This is a genomic window from Rhodococcus sp. Leaf233 (assembly GCF_001426165.1).
GTDB lineage: Bacteria > Actinomycetota > Actinomycetes > Mycobacteriales > Mycobacteriaceae > Rhodococcoides > Rhodococcoides fascians.
This window is the reverse complement of the sequence record NZ_LMRO01000015.1, coordinates 1-17,587: the sequence shown is the minus strand read 5'-3', so window position 1 is coordinate 17,587 and position 17,587 is coordinate 1. Positions and strand designations below refer to the sequence as shown.

The following is a 17,587-nucleotide window of genomic DNA, read 5'->3' as shown; positions in this document are numbered from 1 at the left end:
ACCCCTGAGAGGAAATCGCCTGCTCAGGGGCCGGGTCGGACTAGGTCAGCGGTTGTTGCCCTTGCCTGGCCGTTCCCGCTTCTCGCGGATACGTACCGAGACGCGAACGGGGCTGCCGTCGAAGTTGAACTCTTCACGCAGACGCCGCTCAATGAATCGGCGGTAGCCGGCCTCGAGGAAGCCGGTGGTGAACAGCACGAACGTCGGCGGGCGTGTGCTGGCCTGCGTCGCGAACATGATGCGCGGCAGGCGTCCGCCACGCATCGGCGGCGGAGTGGCTGCCACGACCTCTTTGAGCCACGTGTTGAGGCGTCCGGTGGGGACACGCTTGTCCCACGACTCCAGAGCCGTCTCCAGTGCGGGAACCAGCTTCTGCACGGCGCGGCCGGTGTGCGCCGAAATGTTCACCCGCTGGGCCCACGGCACGCGCGCGAGATCGCGGTCGATTTCCTTCTCGAGCTGCTGACGACGATCGTCGTCCACCAGATCCCACTTGTTGAATGCCAACACCAGCGCACGGCCGGCATCGGAGACCATGCTCAGCACGCGCAGATCCTGCTCCGAGATCACCTGTGAGGCATCGAGAAGCAGAATCGCGACCTCGGCTGCCTCGATCGCGGACTTGGTGCGCAGCGACGCATAGAACTCGGCACCGCTGGCATGACTGACGCGCTTGCGCAGTCCTGCGGTATCGACGAATCGCCATGTCTTGCCGCCCAATTCGACCAACGAGTCGACCGGGTCGACGGTGGTGCCGGCAACATCGTGCACCACCGAACGCTCGTCACCCGAGAGCTTGTTGATCAGCGACGACTTGCCGACGTTCGGCTTACCGACCAGAGCGACACGCCTCGGTCCCCCACCGGGGATACCTTCGCGCGGAGTCTCCGGCAGGGCCTCGAGCACACGGTCGAGCAGATCACCGGTACCGCGGCCGTGGGTGGCGGACACCGACAACGGCTCCCCCAGACCCAGAGACCACAGTGCAGCGACCTCGGACTCGGTGCGACCGTCGTCGACCTTGTTGGCCACCAACAGAACCGGAGTCTTCGACCGACGCAACACTCGTGCCACTGCCTCGTCCGTCGTCGTCGAACCAACGCGGGCATCGACGACCAGCAGGATCGCGTCGGCGGTGTTCATAGCCAACTCGGCCTGGCGCGCAACGGACTGTTGCAGCCCCTTGGCGTCGGGCTCCCAACCGCCGGTGTCCTGCACCAGGAAGCGTCGACCACTCCAGTTCGCCTCGTACGACACACGATCGCGAGTGACGCCCGGGACGTCCTCGACCACTGCTTCGCGGCGGCCGATGATGCGGTTGACGAGCGTCGACTTGCCGACGTTCGGTCGGCCCACCACGGCGAGAGTAGGTACGGCAACGGCATCTTCACCGTCTTCACCCTCGTTGAGGTCGACGTACTCCCACTCGCCCTCGTCGCTCCACGTTCCGTCGCCCGCGGTTTCCGCTGCGCCGGAGAAGAATTCTTCACTCACTGGACTGCTCCACTTCTGTCGTTCACCACGAGCAGCAAACGCTCGATCACGCCGTCGAGATCCAGCTCGCTGGTATCGACGATCACCGAATCCTCAGCGGGACGAAGCGGTGACACTGCCCTCGTCGAATCTGCATGATCGCGGCGTTGTACATCCGCGAGCACGGATTCGTAGTCGTCGCCGCGACCTTGTTCGATGTTCTGTTTGTTGCGTCGTTCCGCACGCGCCTCCGGTGACGCCGTCAGGAACACCTTCACGTCGGCGTCGGGAAGCACGACGGTGCCGATGTCGCGACCCTCCACCACAATTCGCGTCGACGAGCTGGCGAGGTCGCGCTGCATCTGCACCAAGAGCTCACGCACCGCAGGCACCGCGGACACAGCCGAGACGGCTTTGGTCACTGCGTCGCCGCGGATTTCGCCGCTGACGTCCTCTCCGTCGAGCAAGACGGTCTCCGACAGTGGATCCTTCCCGATCTCGAGGGGAAGGGCTGCAACAACTTTCGCGACTGCGTCTGCATCGGTGGGCTCGACGCCCGAACGCAGCACCCATACCGTTGCGACGCGGTACATCGCACCGGTGTCGAGGTAGCTTGCTTCGAGTGCCGATGCGAGCCGACGCGATACCGACGACTTACCGGTGCCCGAAGGCCCGTCCATCGCCACGACGAGCGCACTCATCACAGGCCTACGGATTCGTAGAGCTTGCCGATCTCGCCGCGGCCGAGAACACGCAGTGTTCCGGGACGCTGATCGCCGAGCACGATGTTGCCGACGTCGGTACGCACGAGGCGTCCCACCGGGAATCCGACCTTGTCGAACAACCGACGCACGATGTGCTTGCGGCCCTCGTGCAACGTCACCTTGACGAGCGATTTGCCGTCCGAGATATCGAGCAGCTGGAAGCCGTCGACCTTCACCGGGCCGTCGTCGAGAGTGACGCCTTCGCGCAACTGCTTGCCGAGCGTGCGGGGAATCGTGCCGAACAGCGTCGCGAGATATGTCTTGGACACCTCGTACGACGGGTGCATCAGCCGGTGAGCAAGGTCACCGTCGTTGGTGAACAACAACAGTCCCTCGGTGTCGGCATCGAGCCGACCGACGTGGAACAGACGCTGGCCCGCCTGCACGCGCTCGGCGACGATGTCGCCGACGCACGGACGACCCAGATCGTCCGACATGGTGCACTGCCATCCGCGCGGCTTGTTCATCGCGAGATGAACCAGTTCTTCCTTCACGACGACACGAGTGCCGTCGACGCGAACGACGGCGATGTTCGGATCGATGCGGATGCCCTGCTCGGTGACGATGCGTCCGTCCACCTCGACGCGACCGTCGGCGATCAGCTCTTCCGCGGCCCGACGCGACGCGACACCGGCCTGCGCGAGCACCTTCTGCAACCGAACACCCTCACCGGCAGGCACGTGCTTGCGCGGGGACGAATCGGTGTACTGATGCTTCGCCGGCTTGGCGTTGCTGATGGTGGTTGCCGGAGCCTGCTTCTTCTGCGGCTTCGGCGGCTTGGGGCGCGACGGCTTCTTGCGGGGCACCGCGTCGTTGCTGCGATCGTTGATGCCCGTCTCGACGGGCTTGTTCTCGAACGATTCCCCCTGCTCGACGCCTCTGCGCGGGGCCGGTCGGCCACCGGTGCGAGGAGCTCCGGTACGGGGTGCGCCTGCGCGAGGTCCCCCGGTGCGCGGGGCCCCAGCGCGAGGTGCTCCGGTACGGGGAGCCCCGTCACGGGGTGCAGCGTCGCGGGTGCGATCTCCGCGGCGCGCGTCACGCGGAGTGTCCGACCTACCTGCGGTCGGCTTCCTGCGTGGGTCTTGTCTCTTGTTACGGTCCGGTGTGCCATCACGGCGAGCGGGCTTGTTCACTTGTGTTACCTATCAGTCGTCCGAGTCGAGCTCGGCTGCCGGATCGGGTTTCGATCCGCGGTTCTTGGTGGAGCGGGTCGTTCTCGGGTCGGTGTCCATGCTGTCACTGATCTCGTCGATCAGGTCCACACCCGGTAACAGCGGTGCCAGTTCGGGTAGATCACCGAGCGATGCGAGCCCGAGCCGTTCGAGGAACAGCTCGGTGGTGCAGTACATCGTGCCGTTGGTCTCCGGGTCCGTTCCTGCTTCGGAGATCAGTCCACGGGCGAGCAACGTACGCATCACTCCATCGACATTGACTCCACGTACGGCGCTGACTCGTGCGCGGGTCAACGGTTGACGATAGGCGATCACGGCCAGGGTTTCCAATGCTGCACGTGTGAGCTTGGACCGAGCGCCGTCGAGAAGCAGCCGTTCGACGTACGGCGCATAGGCGGTTCGGGTGTAGAAACGCCACCCGTCGCCGGCGTAGCGGAGGTCGATTCCGCTGCGGCGTTCTGTCAGTTCCGCGGCCATCCGGTTCAGTGCGGCACGTACGCGGGCCACCGAAGATCCGACGGCCGATGCCAGTTGTTCGTCGGAGGCGGGAGTATCGACGATGAGCAGAACCGCCTCGAGTGCCGACGCGAGCGTGTTGTCGTCGAGTTCGCCTGACTCGTCGACATCCTCGAGCTCGAGTTCCGGGTCGGCATTCATGCGTAGTCCTCTTCCGTGACCACGATGGGTCCTTCGTCCTTGCCGGTCCAGCTCACTCGAAGATCGCCGAGCGGTTCGGGTTGCTCGAAGGCGATCACTTGTTGCCGGAACAGTTCCAGCAACGCGAGGAAGCGCGCGATTATTTCGACCTGCACTTCGCAGTCCTGCACCAGCTCCGAGAACGATGCCCACTCGTTGAGTCCCCGGCCCTGCAGGTTCTCGAGCAACCACTCTGCCTGCTCGGGGATCGAGACCGCATGCTGATGAATGTGGTCGAGGCCCACTTGCGGGATCGGCTTGGGCCGAAACGCTGCGGCTGCGATGTCTGCGAACCTGGCTGGATCGACCCCCAGCAACACCTCGGGAATCAGATCGGCGAATCGATCTTCCACCGACACCGAGCGCGGATAACGCCGCAGCGCAGCGGCTTCCAGCTCACCGAACAGCAGCGCGACCTGCTTGTAGGCGCGGTACTGAAGCAACCGGGCGAACAGGAGATCGCGCACCTCGAGCAACGCGAGATCCTCGGCGTCCTCCACATCACCCGACGGCAGCAGACGAGCCGCCTTCAGATCGAGCAACGTCGCCGCGACGACGAGGAACTCCGTTGTCTGATCGAGTCCGACATCGGCACCGAGCGATTTGGTGAACGAGATGAAATCGTCGGTGACGGTGTGCAGCGCCACCTCGGTGACATCCATGCGGTGCTGACTGATCAGCGACAGCAGCAGATCGAACGGGCCCTCGAAGTTGAGCAACCGAACCCGAAATTTCGACGTGTCCGCGTCGGCGGGAACCTCGATCGGGGCCCCGTCGGCAGCGTCGATCGTCACGGACCCGACCGGTAGATCACCTCGCGCGCAAGAGCGCGGTACGCCTGCGCGCCGCCGGATTTGGGAGCCCATGTAGTGATCGGCTCACCGGCAACGCTGGTCTCGGGGAACCGGACCGTGCGAGTGATCACGGTGTCGTAGACGACGTCGCCGAACACCTCGACCACCCGCGTCATCACCTCGCGCGAGTGCAGCGTCCGGGCGTCGAACATCGTGACCACGATGCCCGCCAGCTTCAGTCGCGGGTTCAGCCGATCGCGCACCTTCTCGACGGTGTCGTTGAGGAGAGCCAGGCCGCGAAGACTGAAGTACTCGCACTCCATCGGAATGAGGACCTCGTCGGCACAGGTCAGCGCATTGACCGTCAACAGGCCGAGCGAGGGCTGGCAGTCGATGAGCACGTAGTCGTAGCGGTCGAGAATGGGGTGCAGTACCCGTCCGAGCGTTTGCTCACGCCCCACCTCGGTGACCAGCTGGATCTCGGCGGCAGAAAGATCGATGTTGCTCGGCATCAGATCGAGATTGTCGACGCGAGTCCGCATGATGATGTCGTCGGCCGACACCTTCGCCTCTACGAGGAGGTTGTAGACCGTCAGATCGAGTTCGTGATGTGCGACGCCCAAGCCCGCGGACAGTGCGCCCTGCGGGTCGAGGTCGACAAGCAGCACGCGACGGCCGTAACCGGCCAGCGAGGCACCGAGATTGATGGTCGACGTCGTCTTGCCGACGCCGCCCTTCTGGTTGCACATCGCGATGATCTTGGCCGGGCCGTGACTGGCCAGCGGCTGCGGATCGGGAACCGGCCTCGTCTTGCGACCGGTGGGTCCGAGCTCGTTCGGAGCAGGAATTATGTCGCGTGTCTCCCGACTGGATTCCGGTTGACGTGTATGGAAAAGAGCGCCATCGCTGTGCGGATGAGACGGATGCGTTTCGCCGGTATCGGGGGTGACGGCGGGCTGCACGCCCCACGACGGTTCCGAGGCTGACTCCGCCGCTGGCGGCTGCGGTGTCGACACGTTCCAGCGCTCCCCTGTCCCGTTCGTCTTCGAGTAGTTCACGCAAACGCTACCGCTTGACGCCACGGCATTGTCATCGGACACGCTGACACACGATTGCCGACCGCGTGCTAGCGCGCTCGCGGGTGCGCACCCGCCCACACTTCACGCAACGTCGTGACGGTGACGAGGGTGTAGATCTGTGTCGTGGTCACCGACGCATGGCCGAGCAATTCCTGCACGACACGGACGTCGGCACCGCCGTCGAGCAGGTGCGTCGCAAACGAGTGCCGGAGCACGTGCGGCGACACCCCGGCCGTGATTCCGGCCCGCTGCGCGGAGTCCTGCAGCACTTGCCAGGCGCTCTGCCGCGACAGTCGACCACCGCGCACATTGAGAAACAGCGCCGGATTCGAGCGGGCGACGAGCCCTGGCCGCCCGCGCACCAGGTACGCGTCGACCGCCTCGATGGCCGGCCGCCCCACCGGGACGACTCGGTGTTTCCCGCCCTTACCGCGCAGGAGCACCGAGCGAGCCTCGGTGTCGATGTCGTCCACATCCAGACCGACGGCCTCGGAGATGCGCGCACCGGTGGAGTACAGCAGTTCGAGCAGTGCGCGATCTCGCAGACCACGCGGTGCGTCGGGACCGGCAATGGAAGCCGATTCGAGCAGCGCCACGACCTGGTCGACGGGCAGCGACTTCGGTAGTCGTTTGGCCGGCTGCGGCGGCTTCACCTCGCTCGCGACGTTGCGCTCCACCATGCCCTCGGCCAGGGCGAAGCGGTGCAGACCACGCACGGCGATCAGCGTTCGAGCCGCCGAACTGGCTGCGAGAGCCGGGAATTCGTCGTCGCCGCGCCGGAGGTAGAGCACGAACTCGGTGATGTCGTTCTCGGTCACCTTGGCCAGATCGGAAATTCCGTACCCACTTAGAAACCGCTCGTACCGCACCAGATCGCGACGGTACGACGACACCGTGTTCGGTGCCGACCCGCGCTCGACCACCAGATGATCGAGATACGTCGCAATCTGATCGCCGATCACGGTGGCTACTTTCGTGAACTCTTCCGAGACTCGAATGCCGTGGGTCGATCCGCCCACGGGGCGTCGGCCGGACGCAACTCGGTGCCGGTGGCACGAGCTGCCGCCAACGCGAGCACTCCCGACACGGCCGAGGCGTTGACGATCTCCCCTGCCAACGCACGACGCACGGCCTCGTCCATCGGCACGAAGGACAGCTCGATGTCTGCCTCCTCGTCGTGTGCCTCCGGGCGATCGACCTCACTCAGATCCTCGGCGAGAAAGATGCGTACCGCTTCGTCGGTGAATCCGGGCGAGGCCAACACGTCCACCAACACCGACCACTTCCCGGCCGCGAGACCAGTCTCCTCGGCCAGTTCGCGCTGCGCCGCCAGCACGGGCTCCTCCCCCGGCTCGTCGAGCAGGCCCGCGGGCAGCTCCCAGAGACGACGCCCGATGGGGTGCCGGTACTGCTCGATCATCGCAACGCGGTCCTGATCATCGACGGCAAGAATGCCGACTGCGCCGTGATGCTCGATCACTTCTCGCTCGGCGCGACGCCCGTTCGGCATCGCCACCTGATCGAGCCGCAGCGCGAGGATTGCGCCGGAGTACGGAACCGTCGAACCGAGCGTCGTGAATTCGTGTCTGGAGTTCTCGCTCATCCGACGGTCTCGGCCTCGGCGTCCGACTTCTCAGCCGCAGCGGTGTCACCGTGAATGTCGACCGGCAGCCGCTCGGCAGCCTTGTACTTCAGTGCCGCGTTGATCAGCGATGCGAACAGCGGATGCGGACGGGTCGGCCGGCTCTTGAGCTCGGGATGCGCCTGGGTAGCAACGAAGAACGGGTGCACCGATGCCGGCAACTCCACGAACTCCACCAGATGACCGTCCGGGGACGTACCGCTGAAGACCAAGCCACTCTTCGCAATTCGATCACGGTAGACATTGTTGACCTCGTAACGGTGACGATGCCGCTCCGAGACGTTCTCGGTGCCGTACGACGCAGCGACGACCGAACCCTTCTGCAGTGTCGCGGGATAGGCACCGAGGCGCATCGTGCCCCCGAGGTCGGCGTCACCGGCGACGGCGTCTTCCTGATCGGCCATGGTGGAGATCACCGGATCCTTAGTGTCCGGATCGAACTCGGCGGAATTGGCATCGGTCAGGCCGACCGAACGAGCCGCCTCGATGACGACGCACTGCAAACCGAGGCACAACCCCAACAGTGGAATCTTGCGGGTACGAGCGAACTCGATGGCACCGAGCTTGCCCTCGATACCGCGAATGCCGAATCCGCCGGGAATGAGCACGGCATCGACATCACCCAACGCAGCCTGAGCCCCCGCAGGCGTCGAGCACTCGTCGGACGGAACCCACTTGATCTCGACCTTGGCGCGATGAGCGAATCCACCGGCACGCAACGCCTCGGTGACCGAGAGGTAGGCGTCGGGCAGGTCGACGTACTTGCCGACGAGGCCGACGCGCACGGTTTCGCGGGGCTGGTGGACGCGCTCGAGCAGTCCGCCCCAGATGGTCCAGTCGACGTCACGGAACGGCAGACCGAGCTGCCGGACGACGTAGGCGTCGAGGCCTTCCTTGTGCAGCACCTTGGGGATGTCGTAGATCGACGGGGCGTCGGGTGTGGAGATGCAGCCGTCGACGTCGACGTCGCACATCAGCGCAATCTTGTTCTTGAGCCCCGGCGGCACGTCGCGGTCGCACCGCAGGATCAACGCGTCGGGCTGAATGCCGATGCTGCGCAGTGCTGCGACGGAGTGCTGGGTGGGCTTGGTCTTGAGTTCACCGGACGGTGCCAGGAACGGGACCAGGGACACATGCAGGAAGAACACGTTGTTGCGGCCGACGTCGTGACGGACCTGCCGCGCCGCTTCGAGGAACGGCTGCGATTCGATATCGCCGACGGTGCCGCCGATTTCGGTGATGACGACGTCCGGCTGGTGGCCCTGCAGGTCGGGACCGTTCATGGCCAGGATGCGACGTTTGATCTCGTCGGTGATGTGCGGAATGACCTGAACGGTGTCGCCGAGGTATTCGCCGCGACGCTCCTTGGCGATGACCGTCGAATAGACCTGGCCGGTGGTCACATTGGCGAATCCGGACAGATCACGGTCGAGGAAGCGCTCGTAATGGCCGACGTCGAGGTCCGTCTCCGAGCCGTCCTCGGTGACGAAGACTTCACCGTGCTGGAACGGGTTCATCGTGCCGGGATCGACGTTGAGATACGGATCGAGCTTCTGCATGGTCACGCGCAAGCCGCGTGCGGTCAGTAGCTGGCCGAGGCTGGACGCCGTCAGACCTTTTCCGAGCGAAGACGCGACGCCTCCGCTGACGAAGATGTGCTTGGTGTCGGAACGCGACTGAAGGCGTGACAATGAGGCTCCCGTGACGAGTCTGCAGGGCTTGCTCCTATCAGGGGGCTGATAAGAGAGGTAAAGCGTGGAAATTGGGCCTGCTACCCACGGGACTTCACGGTAACACCAGTACGTACCTCACCGCCAACGACACGCGTATTCGACGCGAGCGCCGATCAACTCACCGGCGCTCCCACGGTGACGGCGTTCGCGTTCGCTCCGGTGCCGTAGCGGCCCGAAGCACCGTCCAGTTGCTCCGCCAGGGCGAGAACTGTGGTGATTCGGCCTGCTTCACGGTCGACGTTGTCCACCGTGCTGAGCGCAGACGACAAAGCCGAGTCGGCTCGCACTACCGCGATGGAGCCGTTGCCCTCGGCCGCACCGGAACGACCTGCCAGTACCGCACCTGCTCCGCGTGAATCGAGGGCTCCTGCGAAGCGAGCGACGATGGCACCGCGGTTGCCGTCCTCGACATCCGAGGCACCAGAACCGGTGACCACCACGGCCAGCTGCGCAGGTGCGACCGCACCGTTGTCGTAAGCGATGAACCCGCCGCTACGCAACGTCTCGAGAGCGAGAGACAGCTCCTCGGGGGTCGATTGCGGCTGCGCCGTCTGCGCATTGAGCAGCAACACCGAACCCAGCAGGTCGCCCGCCAGACTTCCCTGGTCGACCGCCCCGGTACGCAACTGCACACCGGCCGGAATGACGTTGGTCAGTCGGGTGCGCAGATCGTCGCCGTTCGCCGCGGACACGAACGAATCCGTCAGCGACACCCGGCCCGTGACCGTGGCACCGGACGCCCCGATCGAACGCGTGACGCCGTCGACATCGCCGGGATCTGCATCGGGCGTGGTGATGACCACAACGCTGCGATCGGCGAGGGAGTCTCGGAGTACTCGACCCGAGACCGCCGCATCGAAACCGTCGGCCGAGTTCAGCTGCTCGCCGAGCTGATTGTTGGTCGACTGCAGATCGTCGACCTGATTCTCGAGACCCGTCTTGTCGTCTCGCAGACCCGAGACCAGTCCGCTGGACAGCAGACCCGAGCCGAGGACGATGCCGATGGCCAACGCAACGAACACGGCAGCCAGCGAAATGGCATGTTGGCGAAGCGAAATCACGAAAGCAACCCCTGGAACCACAGTGCGAATCGGTTCCACAGATCGATCGCCCAATCCAAGGATTCGCCGCCGATGTTGGAGACGGCCAACGCCACGATCACCGCAACGAGCGCAGCGAGAATGAGCAGGGCAATTGCGCCGCCCGACACGCGGCTTCGGTACAGCGTGGCCACCGCCTTGGCGTCGACCAGCTTGGCACCGACCTTCAGACGCGTCATGAACGCGGCCGGGTTGGTGTTGCGTCGTCCGCGATCGAAGAATTCGTCCAGGCTGGCCGGGCTACCGACCGACACGATCAGCGACGCACCGTGGTGGTCGGCCAACAGCAGTGCGAGGTCCGCAGCAGCACCGGTCGCCGGGAAGGTCATGGCACCGATACCGAGATCCTGGATGCGTTCGAGACCTTGCGCGTGTCCGTCCGAATCGGCCGGAAGTACCACTTCTGCACCACATTTGAGTGTCTGCGCAGTGACGTCCTCAGGATCGCCGACGATCAGATCCGGGCGGTGTCCCGCTTTCATCGCTGTGTCCGCGCCCGCACCGACGCCGATGATGACGGGCGAGTACTCCTTGATGAACGGCTTCAGATTCTTCAGGTCCTCCGCGTGCCCCGGCCCGTCGGCAACGATCACGACGTGACGACCCTTGAGGTCGATGTCGATGTCCGGAACCCCGACGCCGTCGATCAGCAACGGACTCTCGGTCCGAATGAACTCGATCGTGTTGCCCGAGAACGCTTCCAGATGGTCGACCAGCCCGGTCTTGGCCTCGATCATCTTGTCCGAGATCTCGGCTTCGCTCTGCTCCTCACCCTTGGCGAGGCGGCGATCGCCGGTGTAGACGCCACCGTCGTTGAGCCGGATCTTGGTGCCGTCCTTGATCTTCTTGAAGATCTCGGTGCCGGCCGAGTCGATCAAGGTGATCCCGTTGGCGACGATGACCTCGGGGCCGAGGTTGGGATAGCGGCCGGAGATCGACGGCGACGCGTTGACGACCGCGAGCACCCCGGCCTCGACGAGCGCATCTGCGGTCAACCGGTCCAGATCGAGCTCGTCCAGAACGACGATGTCGCCGGGGCCGACCCGCTTGAGCAGCTTGGCCGTGTTGCGATCGACCCGCGCGATCCCGGTGATTCCGGGCAGCGAATCCTGACTACGTGACAGCAGTGCCGGCATCTTCATGCCCACCATGATGACCCGATCGACACGCCCGGCCATGGAGGCGCGCCGAAACAACTACCACACTGATCACATCAGCACCAAAAGTTACAGGGCAGCTCGATCCGCGTTTGCGGTGGCCAACAGCTCCTCTGCGTGTGCGCGACCGGTCTCGGTGTCGTCGAGCCCGGCGAGCATCCGGGCGAGTTCGACGACGCGTTCCGAGGACGACAGCGTCCGGACTCCGCTGTTCGCCGCCCCCTTCTTGGCGTCGGTCTTGTCCACCACCAGATGCGTGTCCGCGAACGCAGCCACCTGCGGCAGGTGGGTGACGACGATGACCTGATGAGTACGAGCCAGCCGACCGAGCCGACGACCGACCTCGACCGCCGCCCGACCACCGACTCCGGCGTCGACCTCGTCGAACACCATCGTCGCGCCCTTGTCGGAGCCCGCCAGCACCACCTCGAGCGCCAACATCACCCGCGAGAGCTCACCGCCCGACGCGCTCTTGCTGATCGGCAACGCCTGGGCGCCGTCGTGCGCGGACAACCGGAACTCGACCTCGTCGACGCCGGTACTACCCGCATGCAACTCGGTACCGTCGACGACGATCGGTGCCGTGTCCGACGGTCCGGCCGGCAGCGATCGAACATCTATCTGCAGCTTGGCTTTTCCCATCGCCAGTCCGGCCAGCTCGACGCTGACGGCTTTGGACAGCTTCGTCGCCGCTCTCGACCGGGCAGCGCTCAGCTTGGACGCGGCCGCCGCGACATCGACCGCAGCCGACTCGACACGCGCACTCAGCTCCGCGAGCGCGTCGGCAGAGGTATCGATCCGAGACAAACGTTCGCGAGCGTCCTCGGCCCACGCGATGACACCGTCGACGTCGGCGGCGTACTTGCGCGTCAGAGACTTCAGCTCGGCCTGCCGGTTCAGGATCGTGTCGAGAGCTCCTGGATCCGACGGGAGATCCGACAGATACGTGGTCAGGTCGGCACCGACGTCGCCGACGACGGCCATCGCGTCGTTCAACCGGGGCAGCAGTTCTGTGAGAGCAGCATCGTCGGCGTGTTCGAGACGCGATCGTGCCTCGCCCAACAGATACAGCGCAGACGTGGTGTCCGACGCCTCCTCGGTACTCCCGACGAGAGCCGCGGCGGCACCCTCGGCGGTTTCCCGCAGCGAATCGAGGTCGCCGAGCCTGCGCACATCCTCGGCCACGGAGCGATCCTCACCCGGCTCCGGTGCCAGGGAGTCGATCTCCTGCAGGCCGAACTGCAGCCGGTCCGCTTCCTGAGCCAATTCACGGCTGCGTTCGGTGCGGTCGATCAATTCGTTGCGTGCGTCGAGCCACGTCTTACGGGCGGCGCGATACTTCGCCACCAGAGAGGCAACCGAATCACCGGCGAATCTGTCGAGTGCACCGAGTTGCTGATCGGGGCGCAGCAGCCGCAACTGATCGTTCTGGCCGTGCACTGTCAGCAGCGAATCGGTGAAGTTCGACAGCACCGATGCGGGGACGCTTCGTCCACCCAGATGTGCACGTGAGCGGCCGTCCGAATTGACCGTTCGCACGGCGATGATCGAATTGTCTTCGTCGCGTTGACCTCCCGAGGATTCGAGCACCTTCTCGACGTCCTCGATCACCTGTTCCGAGGCGGTGTCGGTGCTGAATCGACCCTCGACCACGGCCCTTTGGGCACCGAGCCGCACCCGACCTGCATCGGCGCGTGCACCCGACAGCAGATGCAAGCTGGTGACCACCATCGTCTTGCCGGCCCCGGTCTCGCCGGTGAGAACCGTCAACCCCTCGTGAAATTGTGCGCTCGCACCGGAGATGACTCCGAGGCTGTCGATCCGAATCTCTTCGAGCATCCCTACCTCGCTCTCCCCCGCCACCCGGTCACGGGCAGTTCGAATTTCTTGACCATGCGATCGGCGAACGGTGCCGAATCCAGGCGAACCCACTTGATGGGCGATGCTCCCCGTACGACCTCGACGCGTGCTCCCGCCGGCAACCCCAATGTGCGGCGGCCGTCGCAGAACACGAAACCATCGTGTCCGCCGGCATCGATCTCGACGGCGATGATCGACTCGGGGCTGGTGACGAGCGGACGCGCGAAGAGGGCATGGGCGTTGCTCGGAATGACCAGTATGGCTTCGAGTTCCGGCCACACCACCGGCCCGCCTGCAGAGAACGCATACGCCGTCGACCCCGTGGGTGTCGACACGAGCACTCCGTCGCAGCCGAACGCGGAGACCGGACGCCCGTCCACTTCGAGAACGACCTCGAGGACCCCGAGCCTGGAACCGTTCTCGATGCTCGCCTCGTTCAGGGCCCACCCACGCTCGACGACCTGGTCGCCTACCCGGATGGCAATGTCCAACGTCATCCGCTGTTCGATGCGATAGTCGCCGGCCATGACCCGCGCCAGCGCGTCCTCGAGATGGTCGGCCTCGGCCTCGGCGAGAAACCCCACGTGGCCGAGGTTGATACCGAGAACCGGGATGTCGGCCGCCTGCGCGAGCTCGGCCGCTCGCAGGAACGTTCCGTCACCACCGAGAACCAGAACCATCTCGCACCCGGCGGCCGCATCGGGACCGAACTCGACGACGTTGAGCCTCATGTCCGCCACGAACACATGGTCGTGTTCCTCGGTGTCCGATGCCTCGATCTTGGACGGCTCCACTTCGTCGACGAGAACCCGCAGGCAGATGCCTGCTTCGTCGAACACTTTGCCCACTCGGCGCGCGGTCTCGGCGATGTCCGGCCGGCCGGGGTGTGCGACGAGAAGAATCTCCCGAACGGACTCCTGTGTCGGTGCTGCATGGGACGGAGTCACTGTGGTCCTTCCTCGATCGCGTGACGGACCAACTCGGCGACGTCCACGTCGGTACGCGGCGAACCGTCACCTGCGCCCGCCTTCAACCACAAAAAGTACTCGACGTTGCCCGAAGGTCCCGGCAGTGGGCTTGCGGCGACCGCCTCGACTCGCAGGTTCGACGCAAGCGCGGCATTCGCGACGTCCTCGACGGCCTCCGCCCGCAGCGCCGGGTCTCGCACGACGCCGCCGGAACCGACGCGGTCCTTGCCGACCTCGAATTGAGGCTTGACCATCAACACCATGTCCGTACCCGACGTGGAGCACGCGACGAAAGCGGGAAGAACGAGCTTCAGAGAGATGAACGACAGGTCTGCCACGATGACGTCGACCGGGCCCCCGATCGTGTCGGCATCTATCGAGCGCACATTGGTGCGATCGATGACGTGCACGCGTTCGTCGGATTGCAGTCGCCACACGAGCTGGCCGTAACCCACGTCGACCGCAACGACCTCATGCACACCGCGACTGAGCAGAACGTCGGTGAAACCTCCCGTGGAGGCACCGGCGTCGAGACACCGCGCGTTCTCGACGGTCAGACCCAGTGGCTCGAACGCGTCGAGGGCACCGAGCAGTTTGTGCGCGCCGCGAGACGCCCAGCTGATTTCGTTGTCTTCCTCGGCCACCAACAGCGGAGTGCCCGGCTCGACGGCGGTAGCGGGCTTCGAAGCCACGGTTCCGGCAATCTTGACCCGGCCTGCCTCGATGAGTTCGGAGGCGTGTTCACGAGATCTGGCCAATCCACGACGGACCAGTTCTGCGTCGACACGTGCGCGACGGGCCACGTCAGGTCTTGTCGACGGTGGTCAAGGCCCGAACCAGCACTTCATGGGCCCGGTCCAGCACACTCGCATCACGCGCCAGGGCGTCCGAATCGACGGCCTCCGAGTCGAGGTCTGCCTCCGACCCGATGGTGAGCTGCGCGAGCAGCGACGACACCTCGGCCCTGATGCTGTCCGGGTCTGCGGACGACTGTTCGCCGACCGCATTCGGCCGGTGTTGTCCTGGAAGTGGAATCGACGCGCTCATCACCTCTCACGCTATCGGATGGGTCCGACCAACGCCCGCTCGCGGCCGACTGCACGAACCCGTGTCAACAACCCAACAACGAGCGCAGATCGGCGAGTCCATCCCCGTCGAAGCGAACGTCCGAGAATTCCGAACCCGACCACGCAATATCGAGGACGGCGAGCAGACCCTCGAAGGCATCAATCTCGGCAGCACCCTCGAACCGCACGGACAGGACCTCGTCGTCGATGCCGACCGTCCAGCCATCCTTACCGGCTACCCTCGACGCCGACTCGTCCTTGTTCAGAACCCCGAGATCACTACCGATGTGAGTGGGACGCAGGTGCTTCGGAGCACGAAGCAACTCTGCAGCGGTACTGACACCCGTCAGGACCAACAGCGACGGGAGGGCAGCTTCGTTCGCGCCTGCTATATCGGTATCGAGCCGGTCCCCGACCACGAGCGCCGACTTGGCACCACTTCGCTCGACGGCGTCACGCATGATGGGAGCCGCGGGCTTGCCTGCAACGATGGGCTCGACGTCGGTGGCATTGCGCACTGCTGCCACCATCGAACCGTTGCCGAGAACGAGGCCCCGCTCGGTCGGAAGAGTCGCATCGACGTTGGTCGCGACCCACAGCGCGCCCGCACGCACAGCCAGTACCGCCTCGGCCAACATGGGCCACCCTGTATCGACCGAATGTCCCTGAACCACCGCAACCGGCTGGTCGTCAGCAGAGCGCACCGGCGTCAATCCCACCTTCTCGATCTCGGTCGCCAAGGCGTCGGTACCGACGACGAGGACGCGTGAGCCAGGATCGAGTCTGTCCGCGAGTACTCGGGCTGCTGCTTCGGAACTGGTGACGACAAATTCCGCTGTGGTGTCGAAACCGAGTTCGCGGAGGTGTTCGGCGACATCGCTCGGTGCGCGACTGGCATTGTTGGTGACGAAGAACTGCTTCTCGGAACCACCCGAAAGCGCCTCCACTGCACCCGGAATGGGTTCCTTGCCGGCGTAGACGGTGCCGTCGAGGTCGAGCAGCAGAACGTCGTGGGCGTCGCGCAGTAATGTCACCGACTGCCCCCGGACAACTCCTCGACCCGCTCTTCTGCGTCGGTTTCTCCATCGACATCCGCCGCGGCAGCGTTGAGGAACCACTTCACACCTTCGTCGACGCGACCGGCAGCAACGAGCGCATCGGCGTAGACGTAGAACAGACGAGCCGCAGCCGTACCCGACCGGGACGCGTCGAGATCGGGAGTCTGGAGGGTGACGACGGCCTGGTCGTACTGATTGAGATCCATACGAGCGCCGGCGACGACGATCCGGAGTTCCGACGCCTCTTCACCGGTCAGTTCCCGCGCTTCGTCGCTGCGACCGAGTTCGATGGCCCGCTCGGGGCGCCCGAGTCCGCGTTCGCAGTCGGCCATGACCGCGATGAGGCCGGGGCCGCCGGCCATTCGACGTGCCGCCCGCAGTTCCGACAGAGCCTCCGCCCATTCACCCGCGTGATATGCCGCGATACCGGCCGTCTCGCGTACGACGGCAATGCGGCCGGCCCGCTGACGAGCAGCGCGCGCGTGCAGCAGCGCCAACTGCGGGTCGTCGTCGAGCAGGCGGCTGGTCATCACGAGGTGACGCGCCACAGCAGTGGCATTGTTCTTGTCCAAGCTCAGCAGATCCCGGCGCACTGCCGGCTCGAGCTGGCCGGCTTCGACCTCGTCGGGCAGATCCGGCTCGTCTGGCCGCGGGGGTCGACGGTCGGACGATGCGCTGTTTCCGCGGCGATCGCCGGAGAACCCACCTTCCCCACCACGCCTGCGGGGAGGACCGTCCGAACGACGCGGGTCGGCGCGACGGTCCTGAGCGCGGGGGTTGCGATCTCGGGACTCGTTGGGGCGATTGCCACCGTCTGCTCGGGAGGGGCGACGATCGTTGTTGTCTTCCGACACGGGCGTCCTTTCGGATTTTCGGGTACAAACGCAAAAAGGGGACCCACCAAGTGGGTCCCCTTCTTACAACGGGTGTTCGGCGGTGTCCTACTCTCCCACACCCTGTCGAGTGCAGTACCATCGGCGCTGGAGGGCTTAGCTTCCGGGTTCGGAATGGGACCGGGCGTTTC

At 65.1% G+C, this 17,587-nt stretch carries 17 protein-coding genes and 1 rRNA gene; all 18 read right to left on the bottom strand.

The window, feature by feature from the left end; translation table 11 throughout:
- Positions 1-45: 45 nt before the first annotated feature.
- Positions 46-1,494 carry a ribosome biogenesis GTPase Der gene (gene der, locus ASH04_RS25375; RefSeq protein WP_027497207.1) on the bottom strand — a complete coding sequence of 483 codons (1,449 nt, stop codon included), beginning with the start codon at positions 1,492-1,494 and terminating at the stop codon, positions 46-48.
- Positions 1,491-2,174, bottom strand: a complete 684-nt coding sequence (cmk, locus tag ASH04_RS25370) for a (d)CMP kinase (protein ID WP_032384284.1) — start codon at positions 2,172-2,174, stop codon at positions 1,491-1,493. The genes der and cmk overlap by 4 nt, the downstream gene beginning before the upstream one ends.
- The gene (locus tag ASH04_RS26345; protein ID WP_082519430.1) at positions 2,174-3,370 is read right to left on the bottom strand and encodes a pseudouridine synthase; all 1,197 of its coding nucleotides are present in this window, start codon (positions 3,368-3,370) and stop codon (positions 2,174-2,176) included. Before ASH04_RS26345 ends, cmk begins: the two co-directional genes overlap by 1 nt.
- Positions 3,371-3,382: 12 nt before the next feature.
- Positions 3,383-4,066, bottom strand: a complete 684-nt coding sequence (scpB, locus tag ASH04_RS25360; protein ID WP_057474926.1) for an SMC-Scp complex subunit ScpB — start codon at positions 4,064-4,066, stop codon at positions 3,383-3,385.
- Positions 4,063-4,893 (bottom strand): segregation and condensation protein A, encoded by an 831-nt coding sequence (locus ASH04_RS25355; RefSeq protein ID WP_162247570.1) that lies wholly within the window; start codon positions 4,891-4,893, stop codon positions 4,063-4,065. The genes scpB and ASH04_RS25355 overlap by 4 nt, the downstream gene beginning before the upstream one ends.
- A 2-nt stretch (positions 4,894-4,895) precedes the next feature.
- Positions 4,896-5,861 (bottom strand): ParA family protein, encoded by a 966-nt coding sequence (locus ASH04_RS25350; RefSeq protein WP_048320374.1) that lies wholly within the window; start codon positions 5,859-5,861, stop codon positions 4,896-4,898.
- Positions 5,862-6,025: 164 nt separating this feature from the next.
- Entirely contained in the window at positions 6,026-6,940 is a 915-nt protein-coding gene (gene xerD / locus ASH04_RS25345) for a site-specific tyrosine recombinase XerD (RefSeq protein WP_027497213.1), read from the bottom strand.
- Between the two features lie 5 nt (positions 6,941-6,945).
- A complete protein-coding gene (locus ASH04_RS25340; RefSeq protein WP_057474924.1) occupies positions 6,946-7,581 on the bottom strand; it encodes an NUDIX domain-containing protein in 636 nt (211 codons plus the stop codon).
- A complete protein-coding gene (locus ASH04_RS25335; RefSeq protein ID WP_027497215.1) occupies positions 7,578-9,311 on the bottom strand; it encodes a CTP synthase in 1,734 nt (577 codons plus the stop codon). The genes ASH04_RS25340 and ASH04_RS25335 overlap by 4 nt, the downstream gene beginning before the upstream one ends.
- A 155-nt stretch (positions 9,312-9,466) precedes the next feature.
- Positions 9,467-10,414, bottom strand: a complete 948-nt coding sequence (locus ASH04_RS25330) for a copper transporter (RefSeq protein WP_057474923.1) — start codon at positions 10,412-10,414, stop codon at positions 9,467-9,469.
- The gene (steA, locus tag ASH04_RS25325; RefSeq protein ID WP_032366203.1) at positions 10,411-11,595 is read right to left on the bottom strand and encodes a putative cytokinetic ring protein SteA; all 1,185 of its coding nucleotides are present in this window, start codon (positions 11,593-11,595) and stop codon (positions 10,411-10,413) included. Before steA ends, ASH04_RS25330 begins: the two co-directional genes overlap by 4 nt.
- Before the next feature lie 84 nt (positions 11,596-11,679).
- A complete protein-coding gene (gene recN / locus ASH04_RS25320; RefSeq protein ID WP_057474979.1) occupies positions 11,680-13,449 on the bottom strand; it encodes a DNA repair protein RecN in 1,770 nt (589 codons plus the stop codon).
- A 2-nt stretch (positions 13,450-13,451) separates the two neighbouring features.
- Positions 13,452-14,417 (bottom strand): NAD kinase, encoded by a 966-nt coding sequence (locus ASH04_RS25315; RefSeq protein WP_027497219.1) that lies wholly within the window; start codon positions 14,415-14,417, stop codon positions 13,452-13,454.
- Positions 14,414-15,241 carry a TlyA family RNA methyltransferase gene (locus tag ASH04_RS25310; RefSeq protein ID WP_032408218.1) on the bottom strand — a complete coding sequence of 276 codons (828 nt, stop codon included), beginning with the start codon at positions 15,239-15,241 and terminating at the stop codon, positions 14,414-14,416. Before ASH04_RS25310 ends, ASH04_RS25315 begins: the two co-directional genes overlap by 4 nt.
- A gap of 1 nt (position 15,242) precedes the next feature.
- Positions 15,243-15,485 carry a hypothetical protein gene (locus tag ASH04_RS25305; protein WP_032408217.1) on the bottom strand — a complete coding sequence of 81 codons (243 nt, stop codon included), beginning with the start codon at positions 15,483-15,485 and terminating at the stop codon, positions 15,243-15,245.
- A gap of 64 nt (positions 15,486-15,549) precedes the next feature.
- Positions 15,550-16,539 carry an HAD-IIA family hydrolase gene (locus ASH04_RS25300; protein ID WP_057474922.1) on the bottom strand — a complete coding sequence of 330 codons (990 nt, stop codon included), beginning with the start codon at positions 16,537-16,539 and terminating at the stop codon, positions 15,550-15,552.
- Positions 16,536-17,417 carry a tetratricopeptide repeat protein gene (locus tag ASH04_RS26340; protein ID WP_080729252.1) on the bottom strand — a complete coding sequence of 294 codons (882 nt, stop codon included), beginning with the start codon at positions 17,415-17,417 and terminating at the stop codon, positions 16,536-16,538. Before ASH04_RS26340 ends, ASH04_RS25300 begins: the two co-directional genes overlap by 4 nt.
- A gap of 74 nt (positions 17,418-17,491) precedes the next feature.
- Positions 17,492-17,587, bottom strand: a 5S ribosomal RNA gene (gene rrf, locus ASH04_RS25290); the annotation flags it as partial.